Origin of the sequence: Pseudidiomarina halophila (genome assembly GCF_003987215.1) — a bacterium.
Taxonomy (GTDB): domain Bacteria; phylum Pseudomonadota; class Gammaproteobacteria; order Enterobacterales; family Alteromonadaceae; genus Pseudidiomarina; species Pseudidiomarina halophila.
The window spans coordinates 553,376-569,348 of the sequence record NZ_PIPW01000002.1; the positions used below are offsets into that span (position 1 = coordinate 553,376).

Genomic DNA, 15,973 nt, shown 5'->3' on the forward strand with positions numbered 1-15,973 from the left:
AAAAATTTCCCTAACAACTGGATGGAGTCTGAGATGAAAGTTGCAGTTTTAGGTGCAGCTGGCGGTATCGGCCAAGCACTATCATTACTTTTGAAAACCCAATTACCTGCTGGATCTGAGCTGGCGCTGTACGATGTTGCGCCGGTAGTACCAGGCGTTGCTGTTGATCTCAGCCACATCCCAACCGCAGTCAACGTAAAAGGCTACGGTAAAGACGACCTCGCGCCGGCACTTGTTGGTGCTGACATCGTCTTAATTCCTGCTGGTGTGCCACGCAAACCTGGTATGGACCGTTCTGACCTGTTTAACATCAACGCTGGCATCGTTGCCAACCTGATTGAAGCCATTGCAGACAACTGCCCGGATGCGGCTATCGGCATCATTACTAACCCAGTGAACACCACCGTTGCTATCGCCAAGCGTGTGCTTGAGAAAAAAGGCGTGTACAACAAGAACAAATTATTCGGTGTTACTACCTTAGACGTGATCCGCGCGGAAACATTCGTAGCAGAAATCCACGGCAAGAACCCTTCAGAAGTTAAGGTTCCGGTTATTGGTGGCCACAGTGGCACGACAATTCTGCCATTGCTATCGCAAACAGGCCTTGATTTTACTGACGAGCAAATCGAACAACTGACCCACCGCATCCAGAATGCCGGTACCGAAGTTGTTGAAGCAAAAGCTGGCGGCGGTTCTGCAACCCTTTCTATGGGTCAGGCTGCAGCACGTTTCTGCCTGTCATTAGTGAAAGCCCTGCAAGGCGACGACAGTGTCGTTGAATGCACCTACGTTGAAACTGACGGCAGCGATGCATTGTTCTTCGCTCATCCGGTTCGTTTAGGTCCAAATGGTGTTGAAGAAATCCTACCTTATGGCGAGCTAAGTGATTTCGAGAAGAAAGCTAAAGCATCAATGCTCGACGGCCTGAAGAACGACATCCAGACAGGTTTGGATTTCGTAAACTAAAACGCGCTTCTGGCACGACGATAACTAAACGCCGGGTACGCTGAACACAGCACCCGGCGTTTTTTATAGGTAAAAAAGTATGCAAGTGCTCGGCTTTCAGATTCCGACATCACGCGATGCAATCGCTCCCACGCTGAGTGTAATGGCGATTTTGACGCTAATTATGCTGTTGCCGGGGACCTGGCAGGATGCGCTAAAATTAAATCGACACGCAGTACTTGAAGGCCAGTATCTTTGGCAGCTTATCACTGGACAACTGGTGCATCATAGCTGGTCACATCTGGCGCTAAACCTGCTTGGCTTAATGGTGTGTTGGGCTCTTTTCATTGATCATCAACGCGGTTGGCAGCGCTGGTTAGGTGTGCCGGTGATTATGCTTAGCAGTAGCCTTGCACAGATTTTTTTCGACCCCGATGTACGCTTCTATGCTGGCTTCTCGGGCACATTGTATGGCCTGTTTGCGTATTGCGCTTTAATTGATGTGATCAACAAACGCTGGTTGGGAGTACTGATCCTGGCAGGGGTGATAGGAAAGGTTATTTTCGACCTGATTTACCTCCCCGAGTTAAGCGGGCTCGCATTTGCTGCGCACACAGGCGGAGTTGTTGCTGGACTTGTACTAGCATTTCTTTGTAAAATCTTAACCTTAAACCATAGCTAGCGTTGCCGAATGAAGTTATCTGAAATTAATACGTTAATGGCCGCCGACATGAACGGTGTCAACCAACTGATCGGCGCTGAGCTACAATCAGATGTTGCCCTTATCAATCAGCTTGGATTGTACATTGTAAATAGCGGTGGAAAGCGTCTGCGCCCCTTGCTGGCGGTGACTGCCGCGCGGGCCGTTGGCTATCAGGGCGAGGGCCATCTGACCCTCGCAACCATCATCGAATTTATTCACACTGCGACCTTGCTCCACGACGACGTGGTTGATGCATCTGAGCTGCGGCGTGGCCAGGAAACTGCTAATGCGGTATTTGGCAACGAAGCCAGTGTGCTGGTGGGCGACTTTCTTTATACTCGCGCCTTCCAGTTGATGGTGACGCTTGACTCGATGAAAGTGATGAAGATTCTGGCAGATGCCACCAATATCATTTCCGAAGGCGAAGTCCTGCAGTTGATGAATTGCAATGACCCAGACACCACCGAAGAGAGTTATTTCGGCGTTATTTATGGGAAAACCGGCAAGTTATTCGAGGCCGCAACGCAACTTGGCGCTGTCCTTGCTGAACGTTCTCAGGCAGAAGAAGATGCTTTAGCTGCTTATGGGCGTCATCTCGGTACGGCGTTCCAATTAGTCGATGATTTACTGGATTACACAGCCGACAGCGAAGTCATGGGTAAGCAAGCCGGTGATGACCTGGCGGAAGGTAAGCCGACACTGCCATTGCTGTACGCTATGTGGCACGGCAATGAAGACGAAGCCAGCCTGATCCGAAAGGCGATCGAGCAGGGTGATGGTCGTCAGCATTTACAAACGATTTTGCTGGCAATGCGCCGCACTGGTGCGCTGGATTACACCCGCGATCGGGCATTGGCAGAAGCTAAACTGGCGCAGGAACAACTGGCGGAATTACCGGCGTCGGAGCATCGGGATGCATTACATGCACTCGCCGACATCGCCGTCGATAGGGTGGCGTAAAAGCAAAACCGTTATTAGATATCAGATATTAGTTATTAGATATTGGATATTAGTTATTGGATGAAAGCGTTGGTGGGTTTTTAATAAACAATAACCAGTATCTAATATCCAATAACGCATTTGCAGTTTTAACGTATTTGCAGTTAAAAGGACTCTTTACTCAGGGGTGAAGTTCGCCTATAATTCGCGCCCTGATTTAAATCTAACGTGCCCATATGGGCGAATCGGAGAAAACTATGTACGCAGTATTCCAAAGTGGCGGTAAGCAGCACCGTGTGACTGAAGGCCAAATCGTCCGCCTGGAAAAGCTGGAAGCAGCCACCGGTGAAGTGGTTGAGTTCGACGAGGTATTAATGATGTCGAACGGCGATGACGTGAAAATCGGCGCGCCTTTTGTTTCTGGTGGATCCGTAAAAGCGGAAGTCGTCAACCATGGTCGTGCAGACAAAGTGAACATTATCAAGTTCCGCCGTCGTAAGCACCACATGAAACATCAAGGTCATCGTCAGTGGTTCACTGAAGTGAAGATCACTGGTATTAACGGTTAATTAAGGAGTAACGACACATGGCACACAAAAAAGCTGGTGGTTCAACCAAGAACGGTCGTGACTCAGAAAGTAAACGTCTGGGTGTAAAACGCTTCGGTGGTGAGTCAGTTTTAGCTGGCAGCATCATCGTTCGTCAACGTGGTACTCGTTTCCACGCTGGTGATAACGTCGGTATTGGTCGTGACCACACTTTGTTCGCTCTGAGCGACGGTAAAGTTTCTTTTGCGGAGAAAGGTCCTAAAAACCGCAAATACGTTAGCATCGTTACTGACTAATTCAGGCGAGTTAACGAAAAACATAGAAACCCCGTCCTGTGTGGCGGGGTTTTTTTATAGTGGCAGGTAAAAAAGTATGAAGTTTGTAGATGAAGCTGACATCCGGGTCGAAGCTGGCGACGGCGGCAATGGCGTCGTAAGTTTTCGGCGCGAAAAATATATCCCCAAAGGTGGCCCCGACGGTGGTGACGGTGGCGATGGCGGCGATGTTTATCTGGAAGCCGATGAAAACCTGAACACTCTTATCGATTATCGCTTTGAGCGCATCCACCGTGCGCAACGCGGGCAAAACGGTATGGGCAAAAACTGTACCGGTAAACGCGGCGAAGATATCGTGCTGAAAGTGCCTGTGGGTACCCGCGCAACAGATGAAGAAACCGGCGAAGTGCTGGGCGATCTAACGCGTCACGGTATGCGCCGCATGGTTGCCAAAGGCGGCTTTCATGGTCTTGGTAACGCGCGCTTCAAAAGCAGTACCAACCGTGCTCCGCGGCAGAAAACCATGGGCACCCCTGGTGAAATCCGCAGCCTGAAACTGGAGCTGATGTTGCTTGCCGATGTTGGCCTGTTGGGTATGCCTAATGCCGGTAAATCGACCTTTATCCGTTCTGTCTCTGCGGCTAAACCTAAAGTGGCTGATTACCCATTTACCACTTTGGTTCCTAACCTCGGTGTAGTGCGTCCTGTTCATCACGCTAGCTTCGTTATTGCTGACATTCCGGGACTTATCGAAGGTGCAGCTGAAGGAGCCGGGTTAGGCATTCAGTTTCTGAAACACCTTGAGCGTTGCGGACTACTGTTGCATCTTGTTGATTTGGCACCTTATGATGGTACTGATCCAGCAACACAAGCAATGACCATTGTCAGTGAACTGGAAAAATACAGTCCGAAACTCGCGGCTAAACCGCGTTGGTTAGTGGTCAACAAGGTTGACCTGCTGACGGAAGAAGAAGTGGAAGCGCGTATTGCCGAACTGAAAGAAGCATTGGACTGGGAAGGTCCGGTGTATCAGATTTCCGCAATCAGTGGTAAAGGTACCGATCAGCTCTGTAAAGAAATCATGAGCTATCTGGAACAGCTACCAAAAACTTCGGCGGAAGATCAGGAAGAGCAAGCGCAAGCGGCAACCGAGTTTAAATGGGACAATTATCATCAGGAGCAGTTGGATGCTTATGATGATGAAGATGACGACGATGATGATTTCGACGACGACGATTCCGACGTCGAAGTGATTTATCAGAAGTAAAAAACAAAAGCGTTATTTGATATCGGATATTAGTTATTGAGCAAGGCAGCGTGTCACCAATAACTGATAACTAATATCGGGTAACGCACTGGGGTTTTTTATGCGGATTGCTTTGATTGCGGCGATGGCTCGTGACCGTGTTATCGGTAAGAACGGTGACATGCCGTGGCACCTGCCAGCCGAACTTCAACACTTTAAACGTATTACTATGGGCAAGCCGGTAGTGATGGGGCGTACCACCTTTGAGTCCATCGGTCGCCCGCTGCCTGGTCGCACGAATATCGTGCTGACGCGCAGTTGCCAGCAACCGTATACCGATGAGCAGGGTGTTATCTGGGTGAGCGATACCGAGCAGGCAGTTAACGCCGCCGGTGAAGCGGAGGAGCTCATGGTGATTGGCGGTGGCCAGGTTTATCAGGAATTTCTGCCGCATGCCGGACGTTTGTACCTGACCCAGATTGATACCGAGGTTGAAGGCGACACCTGGTTTCCAGATTTCCAGGTGTTAGGCGAGTGGGAATTGCGCGAGCAAGTGGAGCATCCAGCTGACTCACAGAACCCTCATGCCTTTACAACACAAGTATTTGAGCGCGTAAATAATTTGTAAATACGCGTCACGTTGTTAACAATTTATTCCGTTGTAAGGCCTGGTTTTGCAGGGTAGGATTAATCTCAATAAGATGAATTGGGGTTTGCCGATGTTGAAAACGGTTACATCATGGCTTGCTGCGACGACTGCAGCCTTTGTCCTGATCCCGCTCATGCAGCCGGTCGCCGCGCAGTCGTACGTCGAGTCAGAGGAAGTCGCACTGATTTTCTGTTCTTATGTGCGCGACAACCATACAGTGCGCCTGCAGCGCAAACTCCGTGATCTGCGCATTCGCTTACGCGATGTATACGCCCATATCCGCTGTAATGACGCCACCCTGATTCAATTCGCAGTAAAAAATAATGCCAATGATATCGGTAGTTTTATCGCCCGCAGTGTGAGCGCTGACGTTATTGAGAAAGCCGGGGATTACCGATGGTTACGCGAACAGAATCTGCTGCAAACTCCCATCGGTGAAGCTTTGGCTCCGCGTTTCCAGAATTAGCTGCGGTATGCCACATTTCTTTACAGTTTTCCCTCTTTCAGAAGTATCCCCGAACGTTTAGACTGACTGCATTCGTTACAAATGGATAACAATGCATGAAAACCTTGATCGCACCTTTTATTTTGGCTCTCGGCTGCGCCAGTTTCGTTGCCCAGGGACAAGATAAGTCGATAGCTGACAGCGCACCCAAAGTTGAACTTGAACAGTGCTATCTAAAAGGTATCGCCGAGCAATTACGTTGCGGCACTCTGCAGGTTCCGGAAAATTATGACGAACCTGATGGCAAAACCATCGGGATAAACTTTGCCGTGTTACCTGCGGTGCGTGAAAATAAGCAGAACGATCCTCTGTTGATTCTCGCTGGAGGACCGGGGCAGGCAGCGACGGAATTGGCGAACATGATCGATCGGACCTTTCAAAGCGTCCGTCAGCAGCGTGATATTCTGTTAATTGATCAGCGTGGCACAGGCGATTCACATCCGCTTAGCTGTGCTATGAGCCATGTTGAAGAGCTGGTAAAAACCGATGAGGCAATAGATCTCGCTGAAGTTGCCGAACAGTGTTTAGCCAAATTCGAAGACACGGACCTAACGCAGTACCACACTGTCAACGCGATTCGTGATTTTGAAACCGTCCGCCAGGCGCTTGGCTACAACCAGGTGAATCTCTATGGAGGCTCTTACGGATCACGGGCTGGCCTGGTCTATATGCGTGAGGCACCGGATTCAGTTCGTGCGGCAGTATTGGATGCAGTGGCACCGGTGCAGGTTGTGGTGGGCCCATTCGGCTTACATGGTGCCGAATCGTTTAGCAAATTGCTCGAGCGTTGCGCCGCATCAGAGGTTTGTAGCAGCACTTTCCCGAATCTGGGCGCGACCTACACTGATCTCATGGCACAACTGCAAGCCAATCCAGTCCCTTTGACTGTTCGTGACCCACTGACGAATGAGCCGGTCGAGATTTTAGTTACCGCCGGGCGCTTCAGTTCAGTGATGCGGGTCGGACTCTATCATCCCACTACGCGGCAAATGCTGCCTTATGTCATTGAACGCACAGCTAATGGGGATTACATCCCATTAACCGGTCTGTTCGGCAGCACTATGGCCCAGTCAGAGCTGTATATGGGCCTGACCCTTAGCGTCCTATGTAGTGAAGACTTACCCCGTGCTACACCCGAGTTATTGGCTGCTGATGGCGATAATACCTTTATTGGCAGCCGCACCGCTGATGCCTTTATTGAGATGTGTTCGGTCTGGCCGCAGGAACAACGCCCGGACGAATGGTTTGAGCCGGTAACAAGCGCGATTCCGACCTTATTGCTATCGGGGGAACTTGACCCGGTGACGCCACCCGCCTGGGGCGAAATAGCTGCTGCGACGTTAAGCAATAGCCGCCATCTGATTGCTCCGCAGGGTGCGCACACCATTGTCAGCCATACCTGTGCGAATAAATTGGTCAGCCAGTTTATTAAAGATTTAGATCTTGCCGCACTAGATGCCAGCTGCCTTACAGAACAGCGGCCACAACCTTTCATTCTTAATAGTAACGGTAAAGGATTATAAGAGAGCCACTATGATCGAAGTAAAATCATTACAAAAATCCTTCGGCAAAGTGACGGCTCTAAATGGTCTGACATTTAGTGCGCCGGAAGGGCAGATTACCGGACTTCTAGGTCCCAATGGAGCGGGCAAAACCACCTGCTTACGAACCATTTATGGCTTGTTGAAAGCAGATACCGGAGAAGCCTTGATTGATGGCATAGATGCTAATATCAACCCGCTTGAGGTACGCCGGAAAATTGGTATTTTTCCTGATAAGTTTGGGCTTTATGAACGTTTAACGGCGCGTGAGCAAATCGCTTACTTTGCAACCCTGCATGGCCTTGACGGTGAAGCTGGAGCTGCAGCGGTTGAAAATGTGATTTCACGACTGGGTATGGATGCCATCGCTGATCGCCGGGCGACCGGCTTTTCACAGGGACAACGAATGAAAGTGGCGTTGGCTCAGGCCATCGTGCATCGGCCCAAGCACCTTATTCTGGATGAGCCAAGTCGCGGTCTCGACGTCATGAGCACGCGCATTTTACGGGATTTATTGCGCGAGTTGCGTGATCAAGGCACCAGTATCTTATTTTCAAGTCATGTGATGCAAGAAGTCGCCGCGCTGTGTGACCAGGTGGTGGTTGTGGCATCGGGTAAAGTTGCTGCGCAAGGTACCCCGACGGAACTCTGTGAGCAAACCGGCGAAACTGCATTAGAAGAAGCATTCGTTAAAATCATCGGCACCGACGAGGGTATTGCGGCATGAGATCACCGATAACTATAGTGATGCGTAAGGAACTCAAAGACGCGTTACGTGATAAACGCTCGGTCATGGCCGCTATGTCGTACGCATTCTTTGGACCTCTGCTGATGGCAGTGGCTTTCTATGTGTTGATTAGCCAGCTTACTGACACCAGTGATGTGAAGATTGATATTGAAGGTGCTGAGTACGCGCCGGCTTTTGTCGCTCATCTTGAGCGGCAGGGTATTGCCGAACGTGACGAGCCCTGGCCAGCCGGACAGCAGCCGATTACTTTGGCTATAGCGCCGGATTGGGCAGAGTCGATCGCGACGGCACAACCGGCAAAGGTGACCCTGACTGCCGACTTTTCGTCACAGAAGCAACGTACGGATATCCGCCGGGTTGAAAGCGCCGTTGAGGGCTACACAGCGCAGCTTAGCTATATTCGCCTGCAAATGCGCGGTATCGACCCACGGGTTACGCAAGGCATTGATTTGGTCAAGCACGATACTGCTACCAAAGGCTCACGCGCCGCTATCCTCCTCGGTAGTGTACTGATCTTTATCCTCCTGTCGGTGTTCTTCTCTGGCATGAATGTCGCTATCGATACCAGTGCGGGTGAGCGCGAACGGAATTCCCTCGAACTGCTATTATCGCAGCCACTGACCACCAACCAACTGGTATGGGGCAAAGCGCTGGCTGCATCGGCCTTTGCTATGTTCGGCGGCTTTTTGAGTGCAATACTTATTCCGTTTATTTTCAAACTGCTGCCGTTGCATGAGATTGGTATCAGCATTGCGCTGGCGTGGCCGATGATACTGCTTATCGTTGCGCTGCTGGTGCCGTTAGCGCTGCTGGCTACCGCCTTACAACTTTTCGTATCCTTCCGGGCCAAAAGCTTTAAAGAGGCGCAAACCTACATCTCTTTGCTGCTGATGGCGCCAATGCTGGTGGTGTTTGGCGTTGAGTTTGCGCGGGTGAAGAATCAGATCCTGTATTACTTGCCATTGACTGGGCAGCATCAGGCGTTGCTGGACATTATCAAAGGTGAGTCATTACAGTGGGGTGCGATGGCGATAAGTGCTATTGCAACTGTGCTGGTTTCAATGCTGTTGCTGCGCCTCATCAGCCGCATGCTAAGTAGTGAAAAAGTGGTGTTCGGTCTATAAAGCCAGGCTGTTACAAGCTGCGCCATCGGGCCAGCTGGTAGAAGGCCCATTGGCCGAGGCGGCGAAAATGGGGTAAAGGAAATCTGGGTAACGGCGATTGATAAAACGGAAGTGGCGGTAACTCTTCTCCCATCGCCAGCTCTGCCAGTCGTTGCCCGGCAATTTGAGTAAAGGTCACACCAGCACCGCAATACCCCATACTGGTGTAGACCCCCTCAGCAGGACTATAAATTCTCGGATAATCGTCCAGGGCGACGCTGACCCAGCCACTCCAGTAATAATCTGCAGGCTCACTCGTCAATTGCCTTAATGCTGGGAAACTGCCCCGTAGCGCTTGCAGTAAGTGCCTTGCATAGCGTGGGTGTTGCGCGTCTTTGCCACGAATCGCCCCGCGTCCGCCAAATAGCAAACGGCCATCGGGCAGTAACCGATAGTAGTATTTCAAGGTGCGGGTATCCATTACCAGCTCGGTAGTGGCAACGCCAATGGCCTGACGTTCATCAGCGGTTAATGGGCGGGTGACAATAACGCTCGAGAGCACCGGCAGTGAACGGCCATGAATACTCGGATGTAAATGGTTTGGGGTATAACCATTGCTGGCGATAATAACTTTAGGCGCACAAATACGGCCTTTACCGGTATGCAGTCGGTGCGCTCCGCCAACCTGGTCCCAGCGCTGCACCGGGGCGTTCTCGACTAAAGTTACTCCTGCCTTACTTGCCTGACGGGCGATACTGGCAGTTAACAGCAGCGGATTTAAGCCGAAACTCTGTGGATAATGAATAGCCGCATGTGCTTGTGGGCTGTGAATGCGCGCCTGGGTGGCATCTGCATCAAGCCAGCGTGTGTCCGGCTCATATTTCTTCAATGTTTCATAAGTGCTGTGAAGCGCTTCCACAGCACTGGGCTGGTGGGCTATTTTCAGATAGCCACCGCGCTGCACCTGCAGCTGCTGTGGGCACTGTTGCAGATGGTGTTCGAGTTTCTCGAAGGCGCGTTGATATTCCGCCTGAATCGCCCGCGTTACCTCGTCGCCAACGTACTTCTGCCAATCCGCGTAGCCGCGCCGACCGGTTCCTGGCATCGCAAATCCGGCATTGCGCGTAGAACACCCCCAACCAATACGGTTCGCCTCCACCAGGGTCACATGTTGATCGAAACGTTGGGCAAGCTCGAGTGCAGTATTGAGTCCGGTGTAGCCGGAGCCAATGACAATACAGTCGGCACGTTCCGGGAGAATAGCGGAGGGTGTGGGTAAATCAACCTGCGTCGTCGCTTGCCAATAACTGCGAGCATGCGGTTGCGCAGGGCCAGGGCAGTTATCAACAAGCGGATCGTACATAAAGTTAGGTCTGTTTGAGTTAGCGATCGAAGCGCAGGACCATTTCTCCGGCGGTGCAATGACAAATACCATCGCACACGGGGCAATGGTAGCCACCATGGATCGAGAGTTCATACCAGCGTCCGGGGTGCTCCTGAATCATCTCACCGCCGCAACGCGTAAAATAAGAGTATGCACTATTATTCGGACTTTGCATCCAAATGTGTGCCAGCCCAGCTTTGCAGCCAAGTTTCTGTGCAGCGGCCGTGGACCGTTCTAACAAGCCCCGACCTATGCCTAAACCACGGCTGATTTCCGCTACCGCAGAACATTTAAAATAGCACATGTTTTCTTTGGCTACGGGCCAGGCTTCTGGCGTGCAATAATCATCGATCTCCCACTGTCCGGGCGCAAAGGTCAGACGAATTCCAGCCAGTTCATCATCGACGAACGCCAGCCAGTTGAGATTCACTCCGTCCTTCTGGCCACGTTGCATGTAGTCGGCCAAATTCTCGTCGGTTAAATAGTTTTCGCCATGAACCCTATTACCTAATTCAATAACGGCCGCGTGATCGGCGGCCGTTAGTTCGCGGTAGGTGACTACCGGTTGTTTCTGCGTCATAGAAGACACCATTAGTAGCGGTATTCGTCGGTTTTGTAGGGGCCGTCGACGTCTACATGAATGTAATCAGCCTGCTGCTGAGTCAGTTTGGTCATAACACCACCAAAACCTTGCACCATGTAGCGCGCAACTTCTTCATCAAGTTGTTTGGGCAGCACTTCGACACGTAGCTTGGCAGTTTTTTCAGACGCTGACAAGTCGGCAAACTTCTCGCCAAACAAATGTAATTGCGCCAATACCTGGTTGGCAAAAGAACCGTCCATGATACGGCTTGGGTGACCAGTTGCATTGCCGAGGTTGACCAGGCGGCCTTCAGACAGCAACAGCAAGTAATCGTGCTCATCATCGCTGCGATGAATTTTGTGTACTTGCGGCTTCACTTCGTCCCAACGCCAGTTTTTACGCATAAATGCCGTATCGATTTCGTTATCGAAATGACCGATATTACAAACCACCGCCGTAGATTTAAGCGCTGTCAGCATGTGCTGATCGCAGACGTTGACATTACCTGTGGTGGTGACGATCAGGTCGATAGTTTGCAGCAAGTCTTTGTTGATACCACCAGCTTCACCGGTGTTGACACCGTTAAGGTAAGGCGATACCACTTCGTAGCCGTCCATACAGGCCTGCATCGCACAGATTGGGTCAATCTCGGCGATACGCACGATCATGCCTTCCTGACGCAAACTTGCAGCCGAACCTTTACCGACATCGCCATAGCCGATAACCAGGGCTTTCTTGCCTGATAAAAGGTGGTCAGTGGCGCGCTTGATGGCATCGTTTAACGAGTGACGGCAACCGTACTTATTGTCATTCTTAGACTTGGTTACTGAGTCATTGACGTTAATGGCAGGCACTTTCAGGGTACCGTGTTTCAGCATTTCCAGCAGGCGGTGTACACCGGTTGTAGTTTCTTCGGTGATGCCGTGTACCTTATCCAGCATTTGTGGGTACTTGTCGTGAATTAACAAGGTCAAGTCACCGCCATCATCAAGAATCATATTGGCATCCCATAACTCACCGTCTTTATGACAAGTTTGCTCGAGACACCATTCGTATTCTTCTTCAGTTTCGCCTTTCCAGGCAAATACCGGAACGCCTGCGGCGGCCATTGCAGCTGCGGCGTGATCCTGAGTTGAGAATATATTGCACGATGACCAGCGCACTTCGGCACCAAGTTCAAGCAAGGTTTCGATCAGCACTGCCGTCTGAATGGTCATGTGAATACAGCCAATGATACGGGCGCCTTGCAGCGGCTTTTCCTCTGCGTATTTACGGCGAATGGTCATCAATGCCGGCATTTCTGATTCGGCAATGGAAATTTCTTTACGGCCCCAGTCGGCCAGGCTGATATCTGCAACTTTGTAATCTGTCATAAAAACCTCAATGCGTTATAGGTTATTAGCTACTGGTTATTGGTTGAGGACGTTTCCTGCTCTGATAACTAGTATCTGGCATCCAATAACGTTTTTGTAGTTAATTGAATTCGGGTTCGTGCTGTAGCTTGATCAGTAACTGCTGTTGCTGATCGAGACTCAAACGTGGGCCGAAGCTTGCAACTACCTCTGCCGCCGCGTGACTTGCTAACAACCCACAGGCTGCCAACGAGTAACCACGAGTCAGACCGAACATCATTGCGCCAGCGAACATATCGCCAGCACCATTGGTGTCGATTGCTTTCACCGGGATGCCCGGTACTGCAACCTGGCGGACACCGTCACCAACCAGTGCACCATCTTTACCGAGTGTAATAGCTACCAGTTTGGCGTGGCGTTGCAGTTGTTGCAATGCCGCTTGTACGTCATCAGTACCGGTTAAGATCCGTGCTTCTTCCTGATTACAGAACATGACGTCGACGCCACCGGCAAGAATCTCATCCACGCCTTCGCGGAAGTACTTCACCATGGCCGGATCCGAACAGGTCATGGCGATTTTGGTATTATTGGCACGGGCAACTTCTTTGGCGCGTGCAATCGCCTCCCGGGCAACGGGCGAAGTCACTAAATACCCTTCAATATAAAGATAGTCGGCACGTGCGATAGCGTCTTCATCCAGTTCGGCGCTACTCAAGTCGGCGGTGATACCAAGATAGGTGCGCATAGTGCGCTCAGCATCAGGCGTGACCATTACCAGACAACGGCCGGTTTTGCCTTCGTGTTTCTGATTACCGGTATTCGTGGTAATGCCAACGCGTTCCATATCGTCGCAGTAGAACTGGCCAGCCTGATCGTCCGCAACTTTACAGCAATAAAACGCTTTGCCGCCAAACTGACTAAAGCCCACCAGCGAGTTCGCTGCAGAACCGCCGCCAGATTGTTTCTTAAGTTCACCGCGCTTGCTGAGCTCGGTGATCAGGCGTTCTTGTTCCGCATCTTCGATTAAGGTCATCATGCCTTTCTCGATTTTATGCTGCTGTAAAAATTGGTCCGTGACTTCAAACTCTTGGTCGACCAGCGCATTGCCGATGCCAACGATATCAATTGAATCCATGTGATACTCGGGTAGTAGTTTCTAAAACAAAAAAATCCGGCCGCTTAGTATACAGCAGCCGGATCTTGAGGTCGATTAATTAGGCCTGAAAGCCGCCAGAAACGCCTTTGGTAGTGATACTTACTGCGTCATGGGCGTGCAGTGACTCATAATGGTTTACGCGCACCCAGAAGTCGGAAAACACCGGCTGCTGGTTGAGCGCGTGCTGTAACCGGCGTGCTGCATCTTCACAGAACATCAGGTTCTGACCATTTAAGCGGGCGAATTCTTGTTCATCTTCGCGCTTCACAGCTGCCTGTACTGGTGTTTGCAGGGCATCTTCGATGGAATCGATTAAGGCAATGATCGGCAGCTCAGAGATTTGTTCGCCCATCACAACTTTCACTTCAGCAATCGAGCGCTGACTGTGAGGTGTGGCTACAATACCCTGAGTAGTACCTAACCAGCGGTGCACCAGCTCGGCATCAACGTCTGCGTCGGTGCCAAACTGATTTGCAAAGGCCTCTTGAATCAACTGGCGTGCCAGAGCTGCTGAACAAGGACAAGTCGACGAATAGGGCACATCGACCGCTAACTGCAGATAAAGTTTGCCGTGATCATAACGGCCGATAACAGTCACCGGATAAGATTTCCAGCCCGGCTTTTTGCTGATTAATGCCTTACGACGGAGATGGTAATCAAAACTAAACTTAACATAAGCTTGATCTGACAGGCCTTCATGGCTATCAATAAAGTCATGTAATAGTTTACTGAGAGACTGATGCGACAACACGTTATTATTGGATAAATCTTCCAGCAATAAATAGAGTCGCGACATGTGAATGCCTTTGGCTTTCGGATCTTTCAGGTTCACGAAAGCATCGACCCGCGCGCTGACTGGGCGCTCAGGTTCATTGGCTGCGCCAACAACCAATGGCATCTCAATGTTACTCATGCCGACCCAATCGAGAGCGCCTTCGGTTTGCGCTTTGGTTTGATTGGCGATATCTGGCATCATTGTCGGTGTAGCTGTTGGCATGCGATTACGGCTCCAAACATTGCAGTTAGTACTAAAAAGTACAGATGTACCCAAAAATGGGGCGATAGTATACAAGATTTAACCTGATTACGGTAGTTTGCCATAACAGGTTCAGTTTCGAAGGAAAGTTTTTCGATTGCCCCTATCGATTCAGCACAAGGAAAGCAGGTTATGCTAAATAAAAAGCTACTGGAAGAATACGCAGAGCTGATGGGCGCCGATGGAGTGCAGGAAATGTACACGACCTTTGCGGATAACATCAATGGTTATCTGAACCATTTAGAGTGGTTAATAAAGGAGCGTAAGGAACAAGAAGTTCGCAATCAGGCACATCGCATTAAAGGAGCGTGTCGCTCAGTCGGCTTACAGCAACTGGCAGAAGGCATGGAGCGTCTTGAACGCGACCCGTGGCAATGGGATGAAGCGATTGAAGAGGTGGTGCAGTGGAAAGCTGAGCTTCCCATGCACCAACATCAAATCGAGGCGTGGTTAAACGCTCGGCGAATTCAGTGACGGTTGATCGAGGTGACGGACATTGACGTCGCCGACAAAGCGGTAGCCTTCACCATGGATGGTGGTAATCAGATTCGGTGACTGGCTGTCTGCTTCAAAATGACGACGGATACGGCGAATGGCAACATCTACGGTACGGTCATTCGGGCGTAAGTCGCGGTCGAGCATTTTCTTGACCAGCGTCTCACGGTCAAGGATCTTGCCGGGGTTGGTCAGGAACAATTCCATCGCGCGGTATTCACTTTTTGGCAAACGGAACATTTTACCATTTGGTGAAAACAGGCAACGGCTGTCGCTTTCTAAGCGCCAGTTATTGAATTCGTAAACAATGCTGTCGTGCCCCACGGCTTTTTGCTGACTCTTGATCGCTTCGATGCGGCGATAAAGATTGCGCACACGCATCAACAACTCTTTCGGGTTGTAAGGCTTAATAATATAGTCGTCAGCGCCAAGTTCCAGGGCGAGTAATCGGTCTTCTTCAGCATCTCGACCAGTTAAGAAGATTAAACCTACATTTTCGTTCTCACGAAAACTTTCTGCAAGTTCAATACCGCTCTTACCCGGGAGATTGACATCCATGATAACCAAGTCGACTTGCTGACGCGCCATGATACGTTGCATTTGCATGCCATCAGCCGCATCGTAGACGTCGTAGCCTTCCTGTTGAAACAGCCGCGTAAGAGTATTACGGGTGACGACTTCATCTTCTACGATTAGTAATCTAGCGCTCATATTGGTTGATCCGTTCGTCGTTAACATATGTTGAAATCTGGTGTTCACCGGAAG

The 15,973-nt window shown here is 50.6% G+C and carries 18 protein-coding genes; 12 read left to right on the top strand and 6 right to left on the bottom strand.

What is annotated here, in order from left to right:
- The first annotated feature begins 33 nt into the window (after window positions 1–33).
- The 11 genes from mdh (at window position 34) to CWI69_RS08650 (ending at window position 9,223) form a co-directional block, all read left to right on the top strand.
- A complete protein-coding gene (mdh, locus tag CWI69_RS08600) occupies window positions 34–966 on the top strand; it encodes a malate dehydrogenase (RefSeq protein WP_126763778.1) in 933 nt (310 codons plus the stop codon).
- A gap of 79 nt (window positions 967–1,045) precedes the next feature.
- Window positions 1,046–1,627, top strand: a complete 582-nt coding sequence (rrtA, locus tag CWI69_RS08605) for a rhombosortase (RefSeq protein ID WP_126763779.1) — start codon at window positions 1,046–1,048, stop codon at window positions 1,625–1,627.
- A 9-nt stretch (window positions 1,628–1,636) separates the two neighbouring features.
- Window positions 1,637–2,608, top strand: a complete 972-nt coding sequence (ispB, locus tag CWI69_RS08610) for an octaprenyl diphosphate synthase (protein ID WP_126763780.1) — start codon at window positions 1,637–1,639, stop codon at window positions 2,606–2,608.
- Window positions 2,609–2,844: 236 nt separating this feature from the next.
- The gene (rplU, locus tag CWI69_RS08615; RefSeq protein WP_126763781.1) at window positions 2,845–3,156 is read left to right on the top strand and encodes a 50S ribosomal protein L21; all 312 of its coding nucleotides are present in this window, start codon (window positions 2,845–2,847) and stop codon (window positions 3,154–3,156) included.
- Between the two features lie 17 nt (window positions 3,157–3,173).
- The gene (gene rpmA, locus CWI69_RS08620) at window positions 3,174–3,431 is read left to right on the top strand and encodes a 50S ribosomal protein L27 (RefSeq protein ID WP_126763782.1); all 258 of its coding nucleotides are present in this window, start codon (window positions 3,174–3,176) and stop codon (window positions 3,429–3,431) included.
- A 76-nt stretch (window positions 3,432–3,507) separates the two neighbouring features.
- Window positions 3,508–4,677 (top strand): Obg family GTPase CgtA, encoded by a 1,170-nt coding sequence (gene cgtA / locus CWI69_RS08625; RefSeq protein WP_126763783.1) that lies wholly within the window; start codon window positions 3,508–3,510, stop codon window positions 4,675–4,677.
- Window positions 4,678–4,777: 100 nt separating this feature from the next.
- On the top strand, window positions 4,778–5,284 hold the full coding sequence (gene folA / locus CWI69_RS08630) for a type 3 dihydrofolate reductase (protein ID WP_126763784.1): 507 nt from the start codon (window positions 4,778–4,780) through the stop codon (window positions 5,282–5,284).
- A 91-nt stretch (window positions 5,285–5,375) separates the two neighbouring features.
- Window positions 5,376–5,771, top strand: coding sequence for a DUF3718 domain-containing protein (locus CWI69_RS08635; RefSeq protein WP_157984261.1), 396 nt, complete (start codon window positions 5,376–5,378; stop codon window positions 5,769–5,771).
- A 95-nt stretch (window positions 5,772–5,866) separates the two neighbouring features.
- Window positions 5,867–7,333, top strand: a complete 1,467-nt coding sequence (locus CWI69_RS08640) for an alpha/beta hydrolase (protein ID WP_126763786.1) — start codon at window positions 5,867–5,869, stop codon at window positions 7,331–7,333.
- Window positions 7,334–7,343: 10 nt separating this feature from the next.
- Complete coding sequence (locus tag CWI69_RS08645) at window positions 7,344–8,078, top strand: ABC transporter ATP-binding protein (RefSeq protein WP_126763787.1); 735 nt, start codon at window positions 7,344–7,346, stop codon at window positions 8,076–8,078.
- Window positions 8,075–9,223 (top strand): ABC transporter permease, encoded by a 1,149-nt coding sequence (locus tag CWI69_RS08650; RefSeq protein WP_126763788.1) that lies wholly within the window; start codon window positions 8,075–8,077, stop codon window positions 9,221–9,223. Before CWI69_RS08645 ends, CWI69_RS08650 begins: the two co-directional genes overlap by 4 nt.
- Window positions 9,224–9,233: 10 nt before the next feature.
- On the opposite strand, the gene CWI69_RS08655 is transcribed toward CWI69_RS08650, so the two are convergent.
- The 5 genes from CWI69_RS08655 to folE2 form a co-directional block, all read right to left on the bottom strand.
- A complete protein-coding gene (locus CWI69_RS08655) occupies window positions 9,234–10,565 on the bottom strand; it encodes an NAD(P)/FAD-dependent oxidoreductase (protein WP_126763789.1) in 1,332 nt (443 codons plus the stop codon).
- A gap of 19 nt (window positions 10,566–10,584) precedes the next feature.
- The gene (locus CWI69_RS08660) at window positions 10,585–11,166 is read right to left on the bottom strand and encodes a GNAT family N-acetyltransferase (RefSeq protein ID WP_126763790.1); all 582 of its coding nucleotides are present in this window, start codon (window positions 11,164–11,166) and stop codon (window positions 10,585–10,587) included.
- Between the two features lie 11 nt (window positions 11,167–11,177).
- Window positions 11,178–12,542: an adenosylhomocysteinase gene (ahcY, locus tag CWI69_RS08665; protein WP_126763791.1), complete on the bottom strand. Its 1,365-nt coding sequence runs from the start codon at window positions 12,540–12,542 to the stop codon at window positions 11,178–11,180.
- Window positions 12,543–12,642: 100 nt separating this feature from the next.
- Window positions 12,643–13,656 carry an adenosine kinase gene (locus CWI69_RS08670; RefSeq protein ID WP_126763792.1) on the bottom strand — a complete coding sequence of 338 codons (1,014 nt, stop codon included), beginning with the start codon at window positions 13,654–13,656 and terminating at the stop codon, window positions 12,643–12,645.
- A gap of 79 nt (window positions 13,657–13,735) precedes the next feature.
- The gene (folE2, locus tag CWI69_RS08675) at window positions 13,736–14,674 is read right to left on the bottom strand and encodes a GTP cyclohydrolase FolE2 (protein ID WP_241971072.1); all 939 of its coding nucleotides are present in this window, start codon (window positions 14,672–14,674) and stop codon (window positions 13,736–13,738) included.
- A 171-nt stretch (window positions 14,675–14,845) separates the two neighbouring features.
- Between folE2 and CWI69_RS08680 the strand changes: the two genes are divergently transcribed.
- Window positions 14,846–15,187, top strand: a complete 342-nt coding sequence (locus CWI69_RS08680; RefSeq protein WP_126763793.1) for an Hpt domain-containing protein — start codon at window positions 14,846–14,848, stop codon at window positions 15,185–15,187.
- Here the strand turns inward: CWI69_RS08680 and CWI69_RS08685 are convergent.
- A complete protein-coding gene (locus CWI69_RS08685; RefSeq protein ID WP_126763794.1) occupies window positions 15,164–15,919 on the bottom strand; it encodes a response regulator in 756 nt (251 codons plus the stop codon). The genes CWI69_RS08680 and CWI69_RS08685 overlap by 24 nt on opposite strands.
- Window positions 15,920–15,973 lie beyond the last annotated feature (54 nt).

Excerpts from the sequence above, each read along its gene's own strand:
- rrtA (WP_126763779.1), top strand. The coding sequence starts at position 1,046 with ATGCAAGTGCTCGGCTTTCAGATTCCGACATCACGCGATGCAATCGCT.
- ahcY (WP_126763791.1), bottom strand. The coding sequence starts at position 12,542 with ATGACAGATTACAAAGTTGCAGATATCAGCCTGGCCGACTGGGGCCGT.
- CWI69_RS08685 (WP_126763794.1), bottom strand. The coding sequence starts at position 15,919 with ATGAGCGCTAGATTACTAATCGTAGAAGATGAAGTCGTCACCCGTAAT.
- folA (WP_126763784.1), top strand. The coding sequence starts at position 4,778 with ATGCGGATTGCTTTGATTGCGGCGATGGCTCGTGACCGTGTTATCGGT.
- CWI69_RS08670 (WP_126763792.1), bottom strand. The coding sequence starts at position 13,656 with ATGGATTCAATTGATATCGTTGGCATCGGCAATGCGCTGGTCGACCAA.
- mdh (WP_126763778.1), top strand. The coding sequence starts at position 34 with ATGAAAGTTGCAGTTTTAGGTGCAGCTGGCGGTATCGGCCAAGCACTA.
- CWI69_RS08650 (WP_126763788.1), top strand. The coding sequence starts at position 8,075 with ATGAGATCACCGATAACTATAGTGATGCGTAAGGAACTCAAAGACGCG.
- CWI69_RS08635 (WP_157984261.1), top strand. The coding sequence starts at position 5,376 with ATGTTGAAAACGGTTACATCATGGCTTGCTGCGACGACTGCAGCCTTT.
- cgtA (WP_126763783.1), top strand. The coding sequence starts at position 3,508 with ATGAAGTTTGTAGATGAAGCTGACATCCGGGTCGAAGCTGGCGACGGC.
- CWI69_RS08645 (WP_126763787.1), top strand. The coding sequence starts at position 7,344 with ATGATCGAAGTAAAATCATTACAAAAATCCTTCGGCAAAGTGACGGCT.
- CWI69_RS08640 (WP_126763786.1), top strand. The coding sequence starts at position 5,867 with ATGAAAACCTTGATCGCACCTTTTATTTTGGCTCTCGGCTGCGCCAGT.
- CWI69_RS08655 (WP_126763789.1), bottom strand. The coding sequence starts at position 10,565 with ATGTACGATCCGCTTGTTGATAACTGCCCTGGCCCTGCGCAACCGCAT.
- ispB (WP_126763780.1), top strand. The coding sequence starts at position 1,637 with ATGAAGTTATCTGAAATTAATACGTTAATGGCCGCCGACATGAACGGT.
- CWI69_RS08660 (WP_126763790.1), bottom strand. The coding sequence starts at position 11,166 with ATGACGCAGAAACAACCGGTAGTCACCTACCGCGAACTAACGGCCGCC.
- rpmA (WP_126763782.1), top strand. The coding sequence starts at position 3,174 with ATGGCACACAAAAAAGCTGGTGGTTCAACCAAGAACGGTCGTGACTCA.
- rplU (WP_126763781.1), top strand. The coding sequence starts at position 2,845 with ATGTACGCAGTATTCCAAAGTGGCGGTAAGCAGCACCGTGTGACTGAA.
- folE2 (WP_241971072.1), bottom strand. The coding sequence starts at position 14,674 with ATGCCAACAGCTACACCGACAATGATGCCAGATATCGCCAATCAAACC.
- CWI69_RS08680 (WP_126763793.1), top strand. The coding sequence starts at position 14,846 with ATGCTAAATAAAAAGCTACTGGAAGAATACGCAGAGCTGATGGGCGCC.